Here is a 17,534-nt window from a genome sequence, read left to right on the forward strand (position 1 = left end):
AAAAAGGGGCTTTCCCCGCTGCATTGGTCGAACGAAGGGCGGTCTGAATTCCAAGTTGCATGCGGTCTGCAACGGAGAAGGCAAGCCCCTGCTTCTAGCTTGGCGAACATGTTTTCGACTTTGTGGCGCTCTCGGTAGAGGGTCTTGGCCGATTAATGACGTGGGTGATCTTTGCCAGGCTATGGGCGCCACTGACGAAGGCCAAATTTAGGCTCGTATGCTCGGTATAGAGCCTGGTCAGCTGTTTGCCGCGAGCCAAGCTATCGACCCGCACCATTACCGCGACGATCGGCCAGCCGTTTTTAGCCACGATGCGCACTGCCTCCATGCCATAGAAGCCGACGCCATAGATCATGACCCGGGGCTTGCGTCGAACTTGCTCTTGAGTGTCGCTGTTCCCACGTGTGGTCAGTTTCATAAAGGACGCCTTCGACGGGCCTCGAAGCGTGAGCATATACCTCCTACCGATTGATCATGATCCCTGAGGGCTCACCCCATGCGCATGGGACAAATCGCGCGCCAGATCGGCGTGAGCCGCGAGGCGCCGCTTCCCGCGCTTGGTGACGCTCTGCCGACCTGATCCGTCTCACATAGCGCGCGTCGATCCGGATGATCTCGCGTCCGTCTCACCGATCGTGCTCCCAATCTCGCGGAACGTGCGTCGGTGCGCAGCTCCAATCTCAGCGAATGTGCGTCGGAAACGTGATTGCGCGTCCGTGACAGTTCGATTGCGCGCCGCTACACGTAATGGCCGCCAACACGGATCGAAAGATGAGAGAGGGTCCTGGTAGACGACCGATGGCGGTGCGGCGGCGGCCCGCTGCCGTCGGGCACCAGCATGTCGATCAGGCAGAAACGCCCCGCAGTTTGCGCTCCGGGCACGAGGATCATGTAGGTGTCGCCCACGACCGACACGTGGCGCAGTTGAGGATCGTCAGGGCGGCCTATCCGCGTCTGCGACCACATAGACTTCATAACAGCTAGCCGACTCAGCATCGCCAACTCACATTCGGTCAAGTCGCTAAGTTCTGTTGCGGCTTGTGCGAAGACTCCCAGTTCTAGGTATGCGCGCCGACAGAATCGAATTGTCCATCAGAACAGTAAGGGTCTGCCCCGAGTCATGATGGCCACCAGCAGTAAGCAGAACACCGCGCCAATGCAGTCGCCAGAAATCCATCCTGAGGCGAGCACGTCGGCTTGAGTCGCGACGGCCGCCGCCAGAAGCCTGCCGGCTTGTGAAGAGCTATAAACTGGACTTAAGACGGATCGCCGTGCGATGGCCAGGTTCATCGATTCCAGTGACGCGAGGGCTGCGAATGTCTTTCTCCCTCCGGGCTCGCCCGGCCTCGACAGCGGCGATGGTGGCCGCCTTCGATGATGACTCGTTACTGCGAGGTGCACTGGCGTTCGAGGCGGCACTGGCATCCGGTCAGGCAGAAGAAGGTCTGATCCCGGTGGACCAGGCGGCCGCCATTGATGCCGCCTGCACCGCCCTAAGCCTCGACCCGGGTGGTCTCGCCGAAGCGGCGGCCCATGCGGGAACTCTCGCTATTCCACTCGTTGAGCGGCTGAGGACGGCGGTCGCGGTCACACACCCCTCGGCGGCCGCTGCGGTGCATCGAGGCGCGACCAGCCAGGATCTGGCGGATACCGCACTGATGCTCCAAGCCAAGGGCGCGCTCGATCTCCTACGGAGCGACCTCGACCGTCTGGAGAAAGCGCTAGCAGCACTGATCGACCAACACGCGGAAACCCTAATGTTAGGACGAACGCTGCTTCAAAGCGCCCTCCCCATGACCTTTGGCCTTAAGGTTGCCAGCTGGGCTGTCGGCATTCGCAATGCGCGCGAGCGGCTGCAGCGGGAGGCGGATGGCGCCCTGATGCTTCAGCTCGGCGGCGCGGCCGGCACCCTTGTAGGGATGGGAACGAGTGAGACGGCCATGGCGGTCATTTGCCGCGTTGCTAGGAGGCTGCATCTCGGAGTACCCGTATTGCCATGGCACGCACGGCGGGATGGCGTCGCGGGCCTAGCCGCAGCGCTCGCGATCCTGACGGGTGCCGTTGGAAAGATCGCCAAGGACATCGCGCTGCTTGCCCAGAGCGAAGTCGCTGAAGCGTTCGAGCCGAGGGTGGTTGGCCGCGGTGGCTCCTCTGCGATGGCGCATAAGCGGAATCCAACAGGCTGCCAAGTCGCGCTGTCGGCGGCGCTACGCACGCCGGGCCTCGCATCCACCCTGCTCGCAGGACTGCCACAGGAGCATGAGCGCGGCCTCGGTGGCTGGCAGGCGGAAGGTCCCGTTCTCGCCGACCTCTTCCTCCTCACGCACGGCGCCGTTGCAGCAATGGCGGATGTGACCGAGGGCCTGGAGGTCGACACCGCGGCGATGGCGCGGAATCTCACCAAAGCCGGTGTCGGCACGGATCCTGGAGCCACCAAGCTCCTCATCCAGGCAGCAAGAGATGCCTTAACGCAATGGCCGATCCGGCGGACCGAGCAAAATCCCGCAGCCTAGATGTCAAGAAACACCGTCTCGCCTGCTCCCTGAAGGCGGATGTCAAGGCGCCAGACCGGCAGCCCTTCCGCCACCCCATCAGGTTTGGCAATCAGCGTTGTGCGACGTTCAGGGTCGGGTACGGCGCATAGGATGAGATCGGTCTCGTTGAGAGCTTCTCCTGCGAAATACAAACGTGTTGAGAGGGACTTCAATAATCCTCTTGCGAACAACATGATCGCCACGTGCGGCGCCTGAGGCGTGTTTCGGCCACCCGCCGCCGGCACGGGACCCGGCTTGATCGTGGTAAACCTGAACTGCCCATCTTTGCCCGTGCGGCAACGACCGTAGCCCTGGAATTCCGCCTCTGGCCCTTCAGGATCGGGATAACGACCGCCGGGATCGGCATGCCAGATCTCGACCATTGCATCCGTCACAAGGGCGTCACTGCCGTCCCTCACCGTTCCAATCAGTATGATGCGTTCCCCCGCAGGCAGCGCACCGGCGAAGTGACGCGTTGTATCGGACCATTCTGGGAAGTCGATCAGGTGCCAGTATGGGCCGGCTGTCTGGCTGCTGGTCGCGGCTGGCTGGGGCTCCGGCGCCTGTTGCGACGCGACGCGTGGTGTCGGCCTGACTGTTTCAGCGTTGGTCATGGGTTGTGCTCATCTTCGAAGGGAGTCTCCAGGCGACCGCGTAGGACGATGTCAAACCGATAACCGAGTGCCTGTTCCGGCTCAGTGAGATCGAGGTCGAAACTGCTCACCAGTCTCTCCCGGCCCGCTCGGTCCGGTGTCGCGTTGAATATAGGGTCGAGCGGAAGCAACGGGTCGCCCGGGAAATACATCTGCGTGATGAGGCGTTGGGCAAGACCAGCACCAAACAGGCTGAAGTGGATGTGGTTTGGTCGCCAAGCATTGTGGTGGTTCCGCCAAGGATAGGCGCCGGGCTTGATCGTCACGAAGCGATAGTTGCCGTTTTCATCGGTAAAGACCCGCCCACGGCCTTCAAAGCCGGGTTCCAGCGGCGCGTTATGGGTGTCACCTTCATGGTCGTAGCGGCCTGCCGCATTCGCTTGCCAGACCTCCACCATGGCGTGCCGGATCGGTCGCCCATCCTCGTCGAGAACTCGACCTGCCACAATGATGCGCTCGCCGATCGCCTGGCGGCCCCCTTCGCAGATCGTCAGGTCCGCACGCGCCGGGTAGCGGGTGCTGCCGAAGCGAGGCGCCGAAGTCTCGGTCAGCGTGTGCGGCAACCGCAACGGCTGCTGCTGAGGATGGCGAAGCCTCGTGCTCCCGTAGAGCGGCGCATCGTGGGGCGGCTGCGTTCCCTCAACGGGACGACGATAGCCTTGAGTCTTGCTTTCGACTTGGCCGCTCATACTCCTTCCTCCTTTTCGTTCAGCACTTCTTTGGCAAGCCGCATGGCGCTATTCGCGGCTGGGATACCAGCGTATGCGGCAACCTGTATCAGCAACTCTCCGATGTCTTGAGGCGTCGCGCCGGTCCGGCGGCTAGCGCGAACATGCAGCTTGAACTCCTCGTGATGTCCGAGCGCTGCCATCAGTCCTAAGGTCAAGATCGATCGCGTGCGGCGGTCAAAGTGCGGGCGTGTCCATACGCCACCCCAGGCAGTGCGGGTGATGAAAGCCTGGAAGTCTCGGTCGAGGTTGGTGATGACCGAACTTGCTCGTGCTACATGGGCGTCACCCAAGACTTGGCGGCGCACTGCGAGGCCGGCTTCGTACCAATCAGTCACGCTCGGCTGCAGGAATGCCCGTATTGCATCAGAAATCTGCGCTGGCTGCTCTAGCGTTGGGATGTGTGCGGCATTCGCGACGACGAGGAGACGCGCATTCGGCAATGCATATCGTAGCGCTTCTGCGCTGGCGAGCGGGGTGGCAACATCGGTGTCGCCGACAAGAACTAAGGCAGGTACCGAGATTGCGCTCGTACTGACGGTCAGGTCGGCGGATGCGATGGCCTCGGCCGCGCTGGCATAGCCCTCCGGATCCGTGCGCAGCAACATGGCACGTAGTCCGCGCGCCTGGGCGCGCGCCTGGGCGCCGGGCGTGACCCAGCGCTCCAATACTGCATCAGCGATTGCAGCCACTCCATTCGCCCGAACCATGGCCGCCCGCGCGTGCCAATTCTCTGGTGGCGGAATCGCCATTGCCGTGTCGCACAGCACAAGCGAAAGTGCTCGATCCGGCGCGGCCGCGCAGATTGCCTGAGCAATAAGCCCGCCTATCGACAGTCCGACCACGTGGGCTCGTTTCACGCCAAGAGCGTCCAGCAGCGCAAGGGCATCTCCGGCGAGCATCTCGATCGTGTAAGGTCCCGTAGTCACACTCGTAAGCCCATGCCCACGAAGGTCGGGTCGAATAATACGAAATTCGGTTCCCAGTGCGGCAACCTGAGGGTCCCAAACATGCAGACTGGTTCCGAGCGAGTGCAGCAGAAGGAGCACTGGTGCGCCGGTGGGACCTTGAATATCGACGTGAACCGTCAAATCGTTGATCTCAATAAACATCGCTTGCCTTTCGTGGCCTCCCGGGCGAGGAGCCGTTCAAACTTCGACGTAGCGCGCAGGGTTGCTTAACTGGTACGAAATGTCACGCTCGGACGGTCGCGTTCCGCTCTCAACGCTGACCGCCGCTCTTCTGACGAACACAGTCACAAATTGCTCAATTCGATCGCCGTCGGCCCGGGCGCCTGGGCGGCCATGCGCACCGGCGCATTCACCGCGCCGAAGCCTTGGTAGCCACGACGCTCTACAATCTCAAAGAAAAAACGTCCCGCAAATGTCCTACTGTAAGCATGGATAAACTCACCGCCTTCATCGCGATCATACAGAAGATTGAGGCGCTGGAATTGGCTAAGTTGGTCATCCTCCAAGTTGTGCCTGGCGGCCAGGTCATCATAATAGTTGGCTGGGACCTGAAGCATAAGTGCTCCCCGTTCCGTCAACTTCTCGACTGCTCGAACAATGCTATCCGTGGCGAAAGCAATGTGATGCACACCCGCGCCCGCAAAGAGATTAATCGCGCGGGCCGCGGCTGTATTGCTGCTTCCGGAGATATTGAGCGGCAATCGAACACTTCGGTCGTTGCTCACCATGGCACGGCTGCGAATGAGGCCATGCGGATCAGCCAAATCGATTGCCTGCTCGGGCATCATTCCGAACAGCGCCCGCCAGAAGAGTACGAAGCTGTCTAGCCGTCCGTGCGGTAACACCTCGGCGACGTGATCGATGCTCATCAAACCGATGCTCTCTTCCAAGGGCGATCTGATCTCGAATTCCTCGTCGTAGACCGAGGGCCCAGGAGTACGGGGGGGCACGAGATGCAGTAGGGTCCCATCAGGGGAGCGTAGCGCGGGAATTCGATGCACACCCTCGCCAATCGCATTGGGCCATTCCGGGCTTAGCAGCGCGGCCGCGCGTTTGATGGCTGTATCGGTGCTGTCGACGCGCAGACCCATCGCGCAGACTGAAGGTCCGTGCATTTGAAAATGCTCGGATGCAACGCTGTCGGGCTCCGCATTGAAAACCAGATTTATCCGGCCCTGCCTATAGAGGTCTACATCCTTGCTCCGGTGGCGTCCGACATGTTGGAATCCCAGTTCCCTGGTCCATCGAACGAGCTGATCCCGTGTCTCCTCATCAACCGCAAATTCGAGAAAGTCCACGCCATCGAGTTGCGGCGGGCGCGGGAGCAGCGGGTTCCGACGTGCCTCGTCCTCCACTAAGATCAGCGATCGGAGCCCGTCCCTCGCTGTCAGGCTCGCCGGAGCAGAGCGAAATTCGTCATTGAAGACCTCCAGCGAGAGAGGACCTTGGTATCCGGAGGCAAGTGCGGCGCGAAGGAACTCGGCGACAGGCAGATCACCCTGCCCCGGAAAGTTGCGGAAGTGCCGACTCCACGACAGGACGTCCATCGATAGTCGAGGAGCATCAGCCAACTGAATGAAAAAGATCTTCTCGGCAGGTACAGTCGCGAGGCCAGAGGGATCGTCATTTACAGCCAGCGTATGGAAAGAATCCACGATAAGACCCAGCGCCGGGTGTGCTGCACGCTGGACGATGTCCCAAGCTTGTCCCCAGCGATTGACGTGCCGCCCCCAGGCCAGCGCTTCGTATCCAACCCGCAGGCCTCGTCGTTGCGCGCGTTCCGCCATTTCTGCGAGATCAGCCGCGGCTCGGTTTGGATCGTGCAATGTCGATGGCTGCACATTGCTGCAGACAAGGACCAGGTCGGTACCGAGCGCCTCCATCACATCAAACTTGCGCTCTGCGCGATCGAGGTTGCGGCCGCGAAGCGCGGCCGGCGCGGACTCAAAATCGCGAAAGGGCTGGAAGATAGCGATTCTAATACCCAGGGAAGCCGCAATATCCCTCACTTCCCCCGGGGAACCGCCGAAAGTGAGAAGGTCACTTTCGAAGATTTCAACGCAATCAAAGCCAATTGCTGCTGCCGCCTCTAATTTCTCCGGAAGGGAACCACTCAACGAGACTGTAGCGATAGACTTAGGCAACGACTTCGTCTGCATTGATGCCGGCTCCTTCTCGGGAGTTACAGGACGCTCAGTTACCCCGCTAGCGCAGTCCGCTTGCGGCCAAGTTCGTTCATGGGAGCGAGGTAGGTCTCCCGCGCCGTCGCTACGGAGACCGCGGCGATAGCAGCTGTGACGGCGGTGAAGAGCGCCACAGGCACCCAGCCGTCCGGTCCCGGACGCAGAACCGCAGCGCTTATTGCGGGCGCAAAGCCCCCCAAAGCAAAACCTATCTGCGTTCCGATCGCGACACCAGACAGCCTGACACGGGTATCAAACATCTCGCCATAGAGTGCCGGCCAGACGCCATTCGCGGCGCTGTAGATTATGCCCGAAAGAAGGATGCCGAACACGAAAATAAGTGTAATGTCCGCTCGGCTGATCGCCCAGACATAAGGCCAGATGAATACGGCGCAGCCCAGCGCGCCTAGGATGAACACCGGTTTGCGGCCGATACGGTCCGCGAGTGTCGCCCAAGCAGGAATGGCGCCCAGTGCGACGACATTCGCAAGAACCAACACCATCAGCATCGTCGAACGCGAGATGTGCATGGTGTTGACCGCGTAGGACAAGGTAAACACCGCGAAGATCGTGCTAACGACAGAGACCAGGGCGGCGAAGATGACGCGCATCACGTCCGCGGCGTGCTCTCTGAACAAGGTTGCGACAGGCAGTTTTGCTTGGCCGTGCTCGCGATTTTCTTCCTCAAAGGCAGGAGTTTCCGGCAAAGTGCGCCGTACCCAAAACCCGACGGCAACCACGATGGCACTGAGAAAGAAGGGGATGCGCCAGCCCCAGGACAAAAGCTGGTCAGGCGGAAGACGCGAGAGAGGAAGGAACACGAAGGTCGCAAGGATCAAGCCACCCTGCGTTCCGCTCAAGGTGAAGCTGGTGTAAAAGGCGCGCCTTCGGGTCGGGGCATGTTCCAGCGTCATCGAACTAGCGCCCGCCTGCTCGCCAGCTGCCGAAACGCCTTGCAGCAGTCGCGCCACCACCAGTAAAACCGGCGCAAGGAGGCCCACCTGTTCATAGGTCGGGAGAATGCCGATAAGAAAGGTTGAAAACCCCATGAGCAGGAGAGTGAACGTCAGCACCTTTTTGCGCCCGAACTTGTCGCCGATATGCCCTAAAGCTACCGCGCCAAAGGGACGTGCTAGATAGGCAACGCCGAAAGTTGCGAAGGCGGCGATCGCGGCAGCAGTTGGGTCGCTCTTGGAAAAGAAGACCTTGGGGAATATGAGCGCCGCTGCGGTACCATAGATGAAGAAATCATAGTATTCGACAGCGCTACCAATCCAACTTGCTAATGCGGCCTTACGCGGTGTCTTCGTACCAGCATAGTGGGGTACGCTTTTAGGGCCAGTGATCGTCGACATCGTCCCCTCCCGTGGCTTTGGCCACATTTTTGTTTTCGGCCGCCTTAATATTAGTCCGCCGTCATCCTCTGGAAGTGGTCGAACATGCGCGTTGCATCAGGCACAAGGCCGGTCAATAGACGAAAAGCTTCGACTGCCTGAAACACCGCCATGACACCCCCATGCATAGTACGGGCCCCGAGCGTGCGAGCTGCGCGCAGTAGTTCCGTCTCGAGCGGAAAATAGACGATTTCCGCAACCCAGAGGTCCCGCCGCAGTAGCACCTCGGGTAGAGGCAGTCCTGGATGCTCGGCCGTACCGGTTGGGGTGCAATGCACGAGCCCGTCAGCCTCCGCTACCGCCGACGCAAGATTGTGACATGCGATGGCGCGACCGGCGCCAAAGCGAGATGACAAATTATCTGCGAGCGCGGCCGCCCTGGCGGCATCCATATCTTGGATCACCAGTTGCGCGACGCCCAGCGTCAATAGAGCGTGCCCTACCGCGGACCCAGCTCCGCCAGCACCAAGCTGCACAACGCGGCGCGTGGGGACGCCCTCCATCGTGCGCCGGAAGGCTTCGGCAAAGCCCCACCAGTCCGTATTCTCGCCGCGGCGCTTGCCGTCCCGAAGGATGACGGTGTTCACCGCGCCCAGGGCTTTTGCGTCCCGCGACATCTCGTCGAGCAGCGGTATGACCGCCTGCTTACAAGGATGGGTGACATTTAGGCCAGCGAAGCCCATTCGCTCAGCGGCCAGAAGCAGATCGGGGAGTGCATTGACCCCAAGCCCGAGCGATATCAAGTCGATCTTTTGATAAAGGAGGCGAATACCCTGCGAATCTCCTTCCTGCTCGTGTAAGGCAGGCGTGCGGGAGAGTTGGATACCAGAGCCAATAAGGCCCAGAAGAACGCTCGACCGGCTCATGCGAACATGTTCCCCATTAGCGATAAGGCGCTCCCTCAATGTGCAGTCTTTCGAACCCTTCTGGGAGTGTCCCGAAGGCTCGATGCGGATAACGACCAACTTCACTTTCCAGCCAACCTGTAACCGCCAGGAAGGTCGTCTCGTCTTCGCTGTTGCACTCCGACCGACCGGGATGAAGGCATCTCGTAGACCATGCCCCATCGTTCTTTTCGGCGACGCGGTTCTCCGTCCCGCTTGTCGCCCTTCGGCTTTGGACTCATTTTGGGCTATCTAGTTAGTTCATGTCAAGTACAACTGCAAAGCTCCCCCGGGGCGCAGCCAGCGCGCCCCGAATGGTCAGCCGGATCGCAATGACACGCCGTTTTGGCCTGGATCGAGGGCTGAATGTCGGGCGTGCTGGATGAGGCCGACAGCGAGCCGGGCTACGATTGCCCATCAGCCAGCGGCCAGTCGGCTCTTAGCGAAGGCGCGCCGGCGGGCGAAGGCGTAGTAGCCGCCCTCGACCAAGATCAGAGCGATCAGCAACGCGCCGCTGGCAAGGCTCTGAGCCCAGAACGGTGCGCCGAGGCTGGCGATCCCGCTTACGAGGAAGCGCAGCGTGAAGAGACCAATGATTATACCGAGGACGCTCCCACGCCCTCCGCGAAGCGCGACGCCTCCGATGAGGCATGCTGTGACTGCATCGAGAAGAACAGCGTCGAAGCCGAGCGGCGTGGCGCTGCCCGCCTGGAGTGAAAGAACTGCCCCCGCCAAAGCGGCTAGTGCCGCGGATAGTGCAAAGGCGATGATAAGCGGGCGGCCCATCGGAACGCCGGCGGCGCGGGCCTCCGCGCGGCCGCCGCCGATCGAAAAAATTTCGCGCCCCCACAGCGTTCTCGAGCAAAAGACGCTTATCACGAGCGCAGCGATCAGGAGAATAAGACTGAGCGGTGATACGAAGAACCAATGCACGCTGAGGAAGTCCGTCGCGTCGAGTTGGTCCAGGGAAATATTAGCTGTCTGCTCATTCGAGATCAGAAGGGCCAGACCACGGAAAGCGATCAGTGTCCCCACCGTGAAAATCAAGGAATTGATGCGCAGCCAGGCAATGCACCAACCCTGTGCCGCACCGACAACGGCAGCCAAGGCCGTGGTAACGACGATCGCGGGGAGGATGCCGAGCGGCGCCAACTTTATGCTGATGATACCGGCGAGCGCCGCCATCGAGCCAACAGAGAGATCCATCTCGCCGGCAATCATGGTCAGACCGACACCAAGCGCGATAACGCCGGTCAGGAAGGCGCCGTCGAGCAACGAAGCCACCCCGGGGATGGTGTAGTAGCTGGGAAGCCGCGCAGCAAAGATCGCATAAATTGCGATCATCATAGCCAAACGAGCGGCAAGGTCTCGCCTCGGATTGAAGCAGTTCATCGGTTCTTCCCCTGAAGCAGATGGAAGACGCTTATCGCACCGACGACGACTGTACCGACGACGGTCATCAGGAGACCGCCGGAGACGTTATTCAGCAGCATGAAGTTCTCCAGGAGCGCGATAAGAACTGCCCCGAGCGCCGCCTGAAGCGGCGTCCCCTGTCCACCCCTTAGAGCGATTCCGCCGACGAGAACCGCGGCGATATAATCGAAATCATACCCGCTGAAGAGATTAGAGCGCGCTTCCGAGAACTGCGCGACCGTGAAGATCGCGACGATAGCCACGCCAACCGAGAGCATCACAAGCGCAAGGCAGGTGACGATATTGACCCGCAGACCGCTTGCAACAGCGGCTTCCCGGTTCGCACCACTGAGAATGATTTGGCGACCAAGGCGCGCCTTGCGAATGACCAGCCACGAGACCGCCGCAAGAAAGACGAAAGTCCAGCTTTGGGTGGGAACGCCAAGTGGACGAGCGGTCCCGATCCAGGCGGCTGCTGTGTTGTGAATTCGCAGAACCCCGTTACCGCTAAGGACCGAGGCAAGACCGCGAAAGACCGCACCGAAGGCGAGTGTTGCGATGATTGGGTTACCAGTCAGATTAACTGCGACGCCTTGGAGGACGCCGGCGAGAACTGCCCCGACCAGCACAACAGCGATACCGGCTGGTAGATCCGTTTGCGCGGTTACCAGCGCAAAAATCACGGCCAGAAGGGCGCCTAGAGCGCTCGCGGACAGAGCGAAAAGATTGCCGGAGAGCGTCACGTAGCTCATCCCAATTGCAACGATGCCTGTCATCGATGCCGCGCGAATGATTACGAGGCCATTACCGACCGTGAGGAAGGCTGGTGTGGTGAGGCCTGCGACCACAGCGATGATGACAATTGTCGCGACCGCCGCCAGACTAGCGAAGCGCCAAGTCCGGCGTCCGATACTTTTCCTCGCGATCGCGATCGAAGTCATGAGTTATAGCCGCTCAGGCCGCGACGGCGGGGTGGGTGACATCGCGCGTAATGATCTCGGCCGTCATTGCGTCTGCCGAGCCGATTTGCACCATCTCACCTTGGAAGAAGGTGCCGATTGTGTCGGCTAATCCTAGCACTTCGTGGGTATCGGACGAGGCAAAAAGTATCGCGAGACCTCGTGCGGTTTGGGCGCGTAGGTGCCGATAGATCTCAGCGCGCGCCCCGACATCAACGCCCCTCGTGGGCTCTTCTACGATGAGAAGCGACGGCGAGATCCCGATCCACTTGCCGAGCGCCACCTTCTGCTGATTGCCTCCGCTCAGATTGCCGGCGAGCCGGCCGAGACCGTTGATATCGATATTAAATTGCTGCGCGACGGCCTGTGTATGCGTCGTCTCTGCGCGACGATTCATGAGCCCAAAACGGGACACTTGATCAATTACGGGCGCCGAGAGGTTCTCGACAAGATTGCGAACGGCGAAAACGCCGTCGCGCTTCCGATCGTCGGAGCAATAAGCAACGCCCATTTTGATGCTGTCGCGAATTACGCGCGGTGTGAAGGGCCGCCCGTCGAGCGTGATGGATCCGCGGTAGAGAGGTGTAAGCCCCGCTAGAACTTTCAGGATCGCGGTCGCGCCACTGCCAACCTGTCCGGCGAGCCCGAGCATCTCGCCTTTCCTCAGGATAAAGCTGACCGGGCTTGAAAGCCCCTGGCAGAGGCAATCCTCGACAACGAGGAGCTTATCACCGACCGATGGCGCGCGGGGTGGAAACATCTGTTCAAGCCGGCGGCCGAGCATCATCTCGATCAACCCATCGACCTGAAGGGAGCTGGTGGCTACCGGCGCGAAACTGTGGCCGTTGCGGATGATTGTGACCCGATGGCTGAGTTCGAATACCTCGCCGAGACGGTGAGTGACATAAATGATCGCGCAGCCTTCCTCTGCCAGGGTGCGGACCGCCGTCTTAACACGGTCAATCTCGACCTCCGACAGGGCGGCTGTCGGCTCATCTAAGATAGCGATCCGCGCTTCGCGCGACAGAAGGCGAGCAATTTCCATCAACTGACGTTCGGCGACCGAAAAAGCCTCGGCGGGAAGTGAAGGATCGATATCGCCCAAACCGATCCTGGCGAGGAAGGGCTTCGCACGCCGGGCCAAGCTAGAGGGACTGCGCAGCAAACCGACTGTCTGGTCACCAAGGAAGACGTTCTCGGCGACACTGAGCGTGCCTACGATACTTAGTTCCTGAGCAACGTAGGAAATTCCGGCCGCTCGCGCTTGGGCTGGTGAGCCGATGTTGTGCGGCTTGCCGCCGATCGCAATCGCACCGGAATCTGGTTGCTCAAGACCGGCAAGAATTTTTACCAAGGTGCTTTTGCCGGCGCCATTCTCTCCCAGCAACGCCATGACCTCTCCGGCCTTGACATCAAGGTTGACATTCTCAAGCGCGACCGTCGCCCCGTAGCGCTTTGCAACGTTCCGCATCTGCAGCATCGGAACCTCCAAGAACCGACCAGAAGAGGAGGCCGAAGCCTCCCCTTCTTACGCCTTAAAAGTTACAGAGTTGCTTGGCGTTGAGTCCCCAAAGCTTGGCTTGGTCATAAGCTGCTTCTGAATTCCCAATGGCAGGATTTGGCAGGAAGTTGAATTTGTGTGGTGCACCGTCGTCGGACGGTGGTTTATCGGGATTAGCGGCGAGATAGACTTCGCCGGGCAGGACCTTGCCGGTCTTGATGTATTTGACGAGCGTCTGCACAGCGAGCCAGCCCTCAAAGTAACCCGACTGAATCGCCGTTCCGATCAAGTCGCCGTTGACGACGTGGCTCGAATCGCCGTGGCAGGTGCCCCCGACAATGAGGATGCGCTTGCCAGGGGCCAGCCCATTTTCGCGCGCCGCCTGAGCTGCCGCTCCAGCCATGGAATCATTCTCGGTATAAAGCCAGGTGAGCTCGCCCTTATGCGCCGGTATAATCTGCGAAGCGACCTTGTAGCCTTCGTCCTCTAGGAAGCCCGCAGTCGGAGTGACCGAGATGACATCGAGCTTGCCTTTGATTGCCTGTTCGAAACCGGTCACACGGTCATCTCCGGCCGAAACGCCAGCCGGAAAGCGAATGATGGCCCCCTTGTCACACTTCATGCCGGGCTCGGCGCAGGCCTTCAGCAGCATTTCGGCTGCGGTCCTGCCGCTGAGGATATCATTCGCGCCGGCATAGGCAGTGTAGAATTTGTCCGTCCCCTTCAACGGGAACTGATTGGAGACGATTACCGGAGATCCGGACCTCGACAGAGCGCGAAGAGCACCGATGCCAGCGGCGTTCTCGAACGGCCACCAGATATATCCGGCTGCCTTTTGGCCCGAGGCTAGCTGCTGCTGGACCTGGCTGTCCTGCTCCGATTGATTGAAGTTGTTCTCTATGACCTTCACGCTATAGCCAAGTTCGGCCGCCTTCTCCCTCGCGCCCTTCTCGAACTGCCCGATATAGGGATTGGTGCTTGAAGGTACAAAGACGACGACCTCGCCCTTATCCGCCGCCATCGCAGAGCCGCATACCCATTGGAGGGCAGCGGCGAGTGCGAGGGTCACGACCGTCGCAAATCCGGATTTCATGACATTCTCCCTTTTTCGTTTTTGGCCGCGAACAGCTTCGAAGTCAGGTCTTGCCGCCTGTGCCTCACCGGGTAAGATTACTATCTAGTTCGTACATGTCAATAAGAAGTTCCAAGGAGCCAGTGCGCCCTCACTCCACTGTCTTTAGGTAGCTGAGAACGGTATCGACGATCATCCGCCGATGGCGTTGCCTAACTGCGCTGTGAGCCAGGTCAACTCCAAATATCGTGCCGAAAGTGTACTGGTTGGAAACCCTGAAGAAACAAAAGGAGCTGATCAGCATATGCACGTCGACGGCCGTCACTCGCCGCCGGAAGACGCCAACCCGGTAACCTTGCTCCAGTATTGTCTCCAAGGTCTCGATAACCGAGACGTTCAACCCACCGATCGATTTGGATCGCGCAACATGCTCAGCTTTATGAATATTCTCGATCGCGACGAGGCGTACGAATCCGGGATGCTCGTGGTCGTAGTCGAACGTCGATTCGATCATCTTCGTTAGCGCTTCTTCGGGCCCTAACTGTCCAAGAGCAAGAGCATCCTCTACGTGGCGAATGGACTTGTAGGCCCGTTCGAGGACAGCCAGGTAAAGGTCTTCTTTGCTGCCGAAATAGTAGTAGATCATTCGCTTGGACGTCTTGGTCCGCTCGGCAATTGCATCGACCCGAGCCCCTGCCAAACCGAGGTCCGCGAACTCCTCGGCGGCGACGGCGAGGATGTCCTCCTTAGTCCGGTCGGGGTCGTTACGACGAGGCGCCCTCGCCTCCAACACTGCGGTCATGACGTATCCTCGACCTCCCTCTCCGGTAGCGGGCAAACTCCGGCCCACACTCACCGCGCTCGCGATGGTCTGAGAGATTGTACGCACCGGTTCGTTTAAAAGCTACCCCAGTGGCCGGAGCTAAGCCTTTTTGCGCCGATGTCCGGGTGCTCGAGATCGTTCGTATCTCCATGGCGATCGACGCCCATTTACTCTGCAATACGCGAGTCCTCGAAGGTTATTTACGCTTACGTGATTTCGGCTTTATGTGTGTTTCCCTAGCCATGTTGCCCTCGAGTCCGAGCCAAGACCGAAAGGCCACAGGAAGCGGTTCCTTCTCCGCCGCTTCCGATAGATAGGCGCAATAACTGCGGGCGGGCAGCAGCGGGCCATCAAAGGGGGCTAATAGGCGGCCCTCGGCCAAGTCATTGGACACCAATGCGGTCGGCCCCATCGCGATTCCAACCCCGTCCAGCGCCGCCTGAAGCGTGAGATAGAAGTGGTCGAGGACCAGCGTCGCGTTCGGTTTGAGATCAGCGGCGCCGGCTTTCGCTAGCCAATCATCCCAAACCCGGGGAAGGCTCAAGGTGTGGAGTAGCGTGTGCTGTTTCAGATCTTGCACAGATCTCAGGGCCAGCCGGTCTAACAAGGCTGGACTACAAACAGGCAGCCGATCCTCGGACAAGAATGCGGTCGCCGAATAGCCATAAAACGTATCCGGCCCTCCCCGGATTATAACATCATAGGATTCCTGAAGAGCCTCCAGCCCTTCGTTGGACGTCTCAAGCCTTACTTTCAAGCCGGGGAACCGCTCCTGAAACTTTGCCAATCTTGGAACCAGCCAGCGCAACGCAAACGTTGACGGCGCATTGACCCTGAGCGCTGAACTCACATCCCGCCCATAGTGTTCGGTTGCCGAAGCAAGCCGATCAAACGCGGGACTCAATTCGGCCAGATAGGCGCGGGCCGCGGATGTCAGCACGACGCCACGATTGTGCCGTTCGAAAAGTGGCGCACGCAGCCGGTCTTCGAGCAGGCGGACATGTTGGCTGATTGCGCCGTGCGTGACCCCGAGCGCGTCTGCCGCAGCCTTGAAACTGCCGAGGCGGGCCGCCGCTTCAAAGGCCCGCAAAGCGTTGAGCGGCGGAAGAGAGCGCTGCACTCGTGTGAGTTTTTCTACCAAATGTTAGCTAGATTACTGATTTGAGAGGCGGACTTGCAAGAGATATATTAACATCAACACCTGCTAGGATTGCCCCCATTGGCTCTCTTCTCCGCGACAGTTAGGACCTCAAGCCCATCAGAAACAACTGAATCACGCAGCCTGCTCGCCGCGTGCCTCACCCATGCGCTTCATGACGGCTACACCGACAGTCTCTATGCCTTCCTGCCAGTATGGCAGGCGCAGTTCGGCCTTTCCTACGCGGCGCTTGCCGTCGTTCGCGCCCTCTATTTCGCGACGATGGGAGGCCTCCAAATCCCAGCAGACAGAGCCCTTCGCGGCTTATCGCCGCGAGCGGCGCTGATCCTTTCGACCGTCATCGCGGCGACGGGCTTGCTGATCATGGCGCTGCCCTGCGGCTTTGTGGGTCTTTGCGCCGGCCTCGTCGTGGCCGGCATCGGATCGAGCATCCAGCATCCACGTGGCTCGATGCTCGTCACCGATATTTACGGCAAGGCGTCGCGACGTCCACTCGGCATCTACAACTTTTCAGGTGATCTGGGGAAAGCCGTGTTGCCGGCGCTCGTCGCGGTGTTGTTGCCGGTTCTCGCCTGGCGACCCGTGCTGGGCCTGATGGCGGTGCTAGGAATCGCCCTGGGGCTCGCCCTGGTGTCACTGGTGCCGACGGCTCCCATTACTAGGAGTGGCAAGGAGGCGGCGGCGGTTGGCCGCGGCCGCGGCCGCGGCGGCTTCGGCATTTTAACCACGATCGGCGCGCTCGATACCGCGACGCGCATGGGTTATCTCCTGTTTCTGCCCTTCTTCATCCATGGACGTGGCGGAGGCTCGCCGACGGTGGGATTAGCGCTTGCGCTGCTGTTCATCGGTGGAGCCTTCGGCAAGGCGACGGGCGGCTGGCTCGGCGAGCGGCTGGGTGTCATCGGGAGCGTCATGGTGACCGAAGCCGCAACGGCCCTGCTCATCGTAGCGACGCTGTTCACGTCGCTGACGCCAACGCTCGTCCTGCTGCCGCTGCTCGGTATCGTGCTCAACGGCACCTCTTCGGTGCTCTACGGCACCGTGCCGGAACTTTCTGATGGCGATACAGGCCGGGCCTTCGCAATCTTCTATACGAGCGTAATCGGCTCCGGAGGAATCGCGCCGATCCTCTACGGCGTGGTTGCCGATCACAGCAACCAGACTATCGGCGTGCTGGCCTCCGCTGCAACCGCCGTCTTGATTGTGCCGCTTGTCCTGGCGCTAAAGCCCCATCTGCGCAGCCCCACTCTAGGGTAAAGA

Annotated in this window: 15 protein-coding genes and 1 pseudogene; 3 read left to right on the forward strand and 13 right to left on the reverse strand. The window is 60.2% G+C overall.

Annotated features, from left to right (window positions below; translation table 11 throughout):
• A pseudogene (locus GSQ83_RS12095) lies at window positions 1-91 on the forward strand (IS5/IS1182 family transposase); the annotation flags it as partial.
• A 3-nt stretch (window positions 92-94) separates the two neighbouring features.
• Here GSQ83_RS12095 and GSQ83_RS29625 read toward each other — a convergent pair.
• Window positions 95-418: a hypothetical protein gene (locus GSQ83_RS29625; protein WP_159014715.1), complete on the reverse strand. Its 324-nt coding sequence runs from the start codon at window positions 416-418 to the stop codon at window positions 95-97.
• Between the two features lie 898 nt (window positions 419-1,316).
• Here GSQ83_RS29625 and pcaB point away from each other — a divergent pair.
• Window positions 1,317-2,513: a 3-carboxy-cis,cis-muconate cycloisomerase gene (pcaB, locus tag GSQ83_RS12100; RefSeq protein ID WP_158803160.1), complete on the forward strand. Its 1,197-nt coding sequence runs from the start codon at window positions 1,317-1,319 to the stop codon at window positions 2,511-2,513.
• Here the strand turns inward: pcaB and pcaG are convergent.
• The 12 genes from pcaG to GSQ83_RS12160 all read right to left on the reverse strand — a co-directional run bounded on the left by pcaG (window position 2,510) and on the right by GSQ83_RS12160 (window position 16,256).
• Window positions 2,510-3,148 (reverse strand): protocatechuate 3,4-dioxygenase subunit alpha, encoded by a 639-nt coding sequence (gene pcaG, locus GSQ83_RS12105; protein ID WP_158803161.1) that lies wholly within the window; start codon window positions 3,146-3,148, stop codon window positions 2,510-2,512. The genes pcaB and pcaG overlap by 4 nt on opposite strands.
• Complete coding sequence (pcaH, locus tag GSQ83_RS12110) at window positions 3,145-3,876, reverse strand: protocatechuate 3,4-dioxygenase subunit beta (RefSeq protein WP_158803162.1); 732 nt, start codon at window positions 3,874-3,876, stop codon at window positions 3,145-3,147. Before pcaH ends, pcaG begins: the two co-directional genes overlap by 4 nt.
• Window positions 3,873-5,027: a 3-oxoadipate enol-lactonase gene (pcaD, locus tag GSQ83_RS12115; RefSeq protein WP_158803163.1), complete on the reverse strand. Its 1,155-nt coding sequence runs from the start codon at window positions 5,025-5,027 to the stop codon at window positions 3,873-3,875. The genes pcaH and pcaD overlap by 4 nt, the downstream gene beginning before the upstream one ends.
• 143 nt (window positions 5,028-5,170) lie before the next feature.
• Complete coding sequence (locus GSQ83_RS12120) at window positions 5,171-7,045, reverse strand: bifunctional sugar phosphate isomerase/epimerase/4-hydroxyphenylpyruvate dioxygenase family protein (protein ID WP_158803164.1); 1,875 nt, start codon at window positions 7,043-7,045, stop codon at window positions 5,171-5,173.
• 38 nt (window positions 7,046-7,083) lie between these two features.
• Window positions 7,084-8,424, reverse strand: a complete 1,341-nt coding sequence (locus GSQ83_RS12125) for an MFS transporter (protein WP_158803165.1) — start codon at window positions 8,422-8,424, stop codon at window positions 7,084-7,086.
• A gap of 50 nt (window positions 8,425-8,474) precedes the next feature.
• Window positions 8,475-9,329, reverse strand: coding sequence for a shikimate dehydrogenase (locus GSQ83_RS12130; protein WP_158803166.1), 855 nt, complete (start codon window positions 9,327-9,329; stop codon window positions 8,475-8,477).
• A 435-nt stretch (window positions 9,330-9,764) separates the two neighbouring features.
• A complete protein-coding gene (locus GSQ83_RS12135; RefSeq protein WP_158803167.1) occupies window positions 9,765-10,739 on the reverse strand; it encodes an ABC transporter permease in 975 nt (324 codons plus the stop codon).
• Complete coding sequence (locus GSQ83_RS12140) at window positions 10,736-11,701, reverse strand: ABC transporter permease (RefSeq protein ID WP_158803168.1); 966 nt, start codon at window positions 11,699-11,701, stop codon at window positions 10,736-10,738. The genes GSQ83_RS12135 and GSQ83_RS12140 overlap by 4 nt, the downstream gene beginning before the upstream one ends.
• Before the next feature lie 13 nt (window positions 11,702-11,714).
• A complete protein-coding gene (locus GSQ83_RS12145) occupies window positions 11,715-13,199 on the reverse strand; it encodes a sugar ABC transporter ATP-binding protein (protein WP_158803169.1) in 1,485 nt (494 codons plus the stop codon).
• Between the two features lie 55 nt (window positions 13,200-13,254).
• Window positions 13,255-14,313, reverse strand: coding sequence for a sugar ABC transporter substrate-binding protein (locus tag GSQ83_RS12150; RefSeq protein WP_158803170.1), 1,059 nt, complete (start codon window positions 14,311-14,313; stop codon window positions 13,255-13,257).
• Between the two features lie 130 nt (window positions 14,314-14,443).
• A complete protein-coding gene (locus GSQ83_RS12155; RefSeq protein ID WP_158803171.1) occupies window positions 14,444-15,094 on the reverse strand; it encodes a TetR/AcrR family transcriptional regulator in 651 nt (216 codons plus the stop codon).
• A gap of 217 nt (window positions 15,095-15,311) precedes the next feature.
• On the reverse strand, window positions 15,312-16,256 hold the full coding sequence (locus GSQ83_RS12160) for a LysR substrate-binding domain-containing protein (RefSeq protein ID WP_216850077.1): 945 nt from the start codon (window positions 16,254-16,256) through the stop codon (window positions 15,312-15,314).
• Window positions 16,257-16,334: 78 nt separating this feature from the next.
• Between GSQ83_RS12160 and GSQ83_RS12165 the strand changes: the two genes are divergently transcribed.
• A complete protein-coding gene (locus tag GSQ83_RS12165; protein ID WP_158803172.1) occupies window positions 16,335-17,531 on the forward strand; it encodes an MFS transporter in 1,197 nt (398 codons plus the stop codon).
• Window positions 17,532-17,534 lie beyond the last annotated feature (3 nt).

The sequence above is a fragment of the Acidisoma sp. L85 genome (genome assembly GCF_009765865.1).
Classification (GTDB): Bacteria; Pseudomonadota; Alphaproteobacteria; order Acetobacterales; family Acetobacteraceae; genus Acidisoma.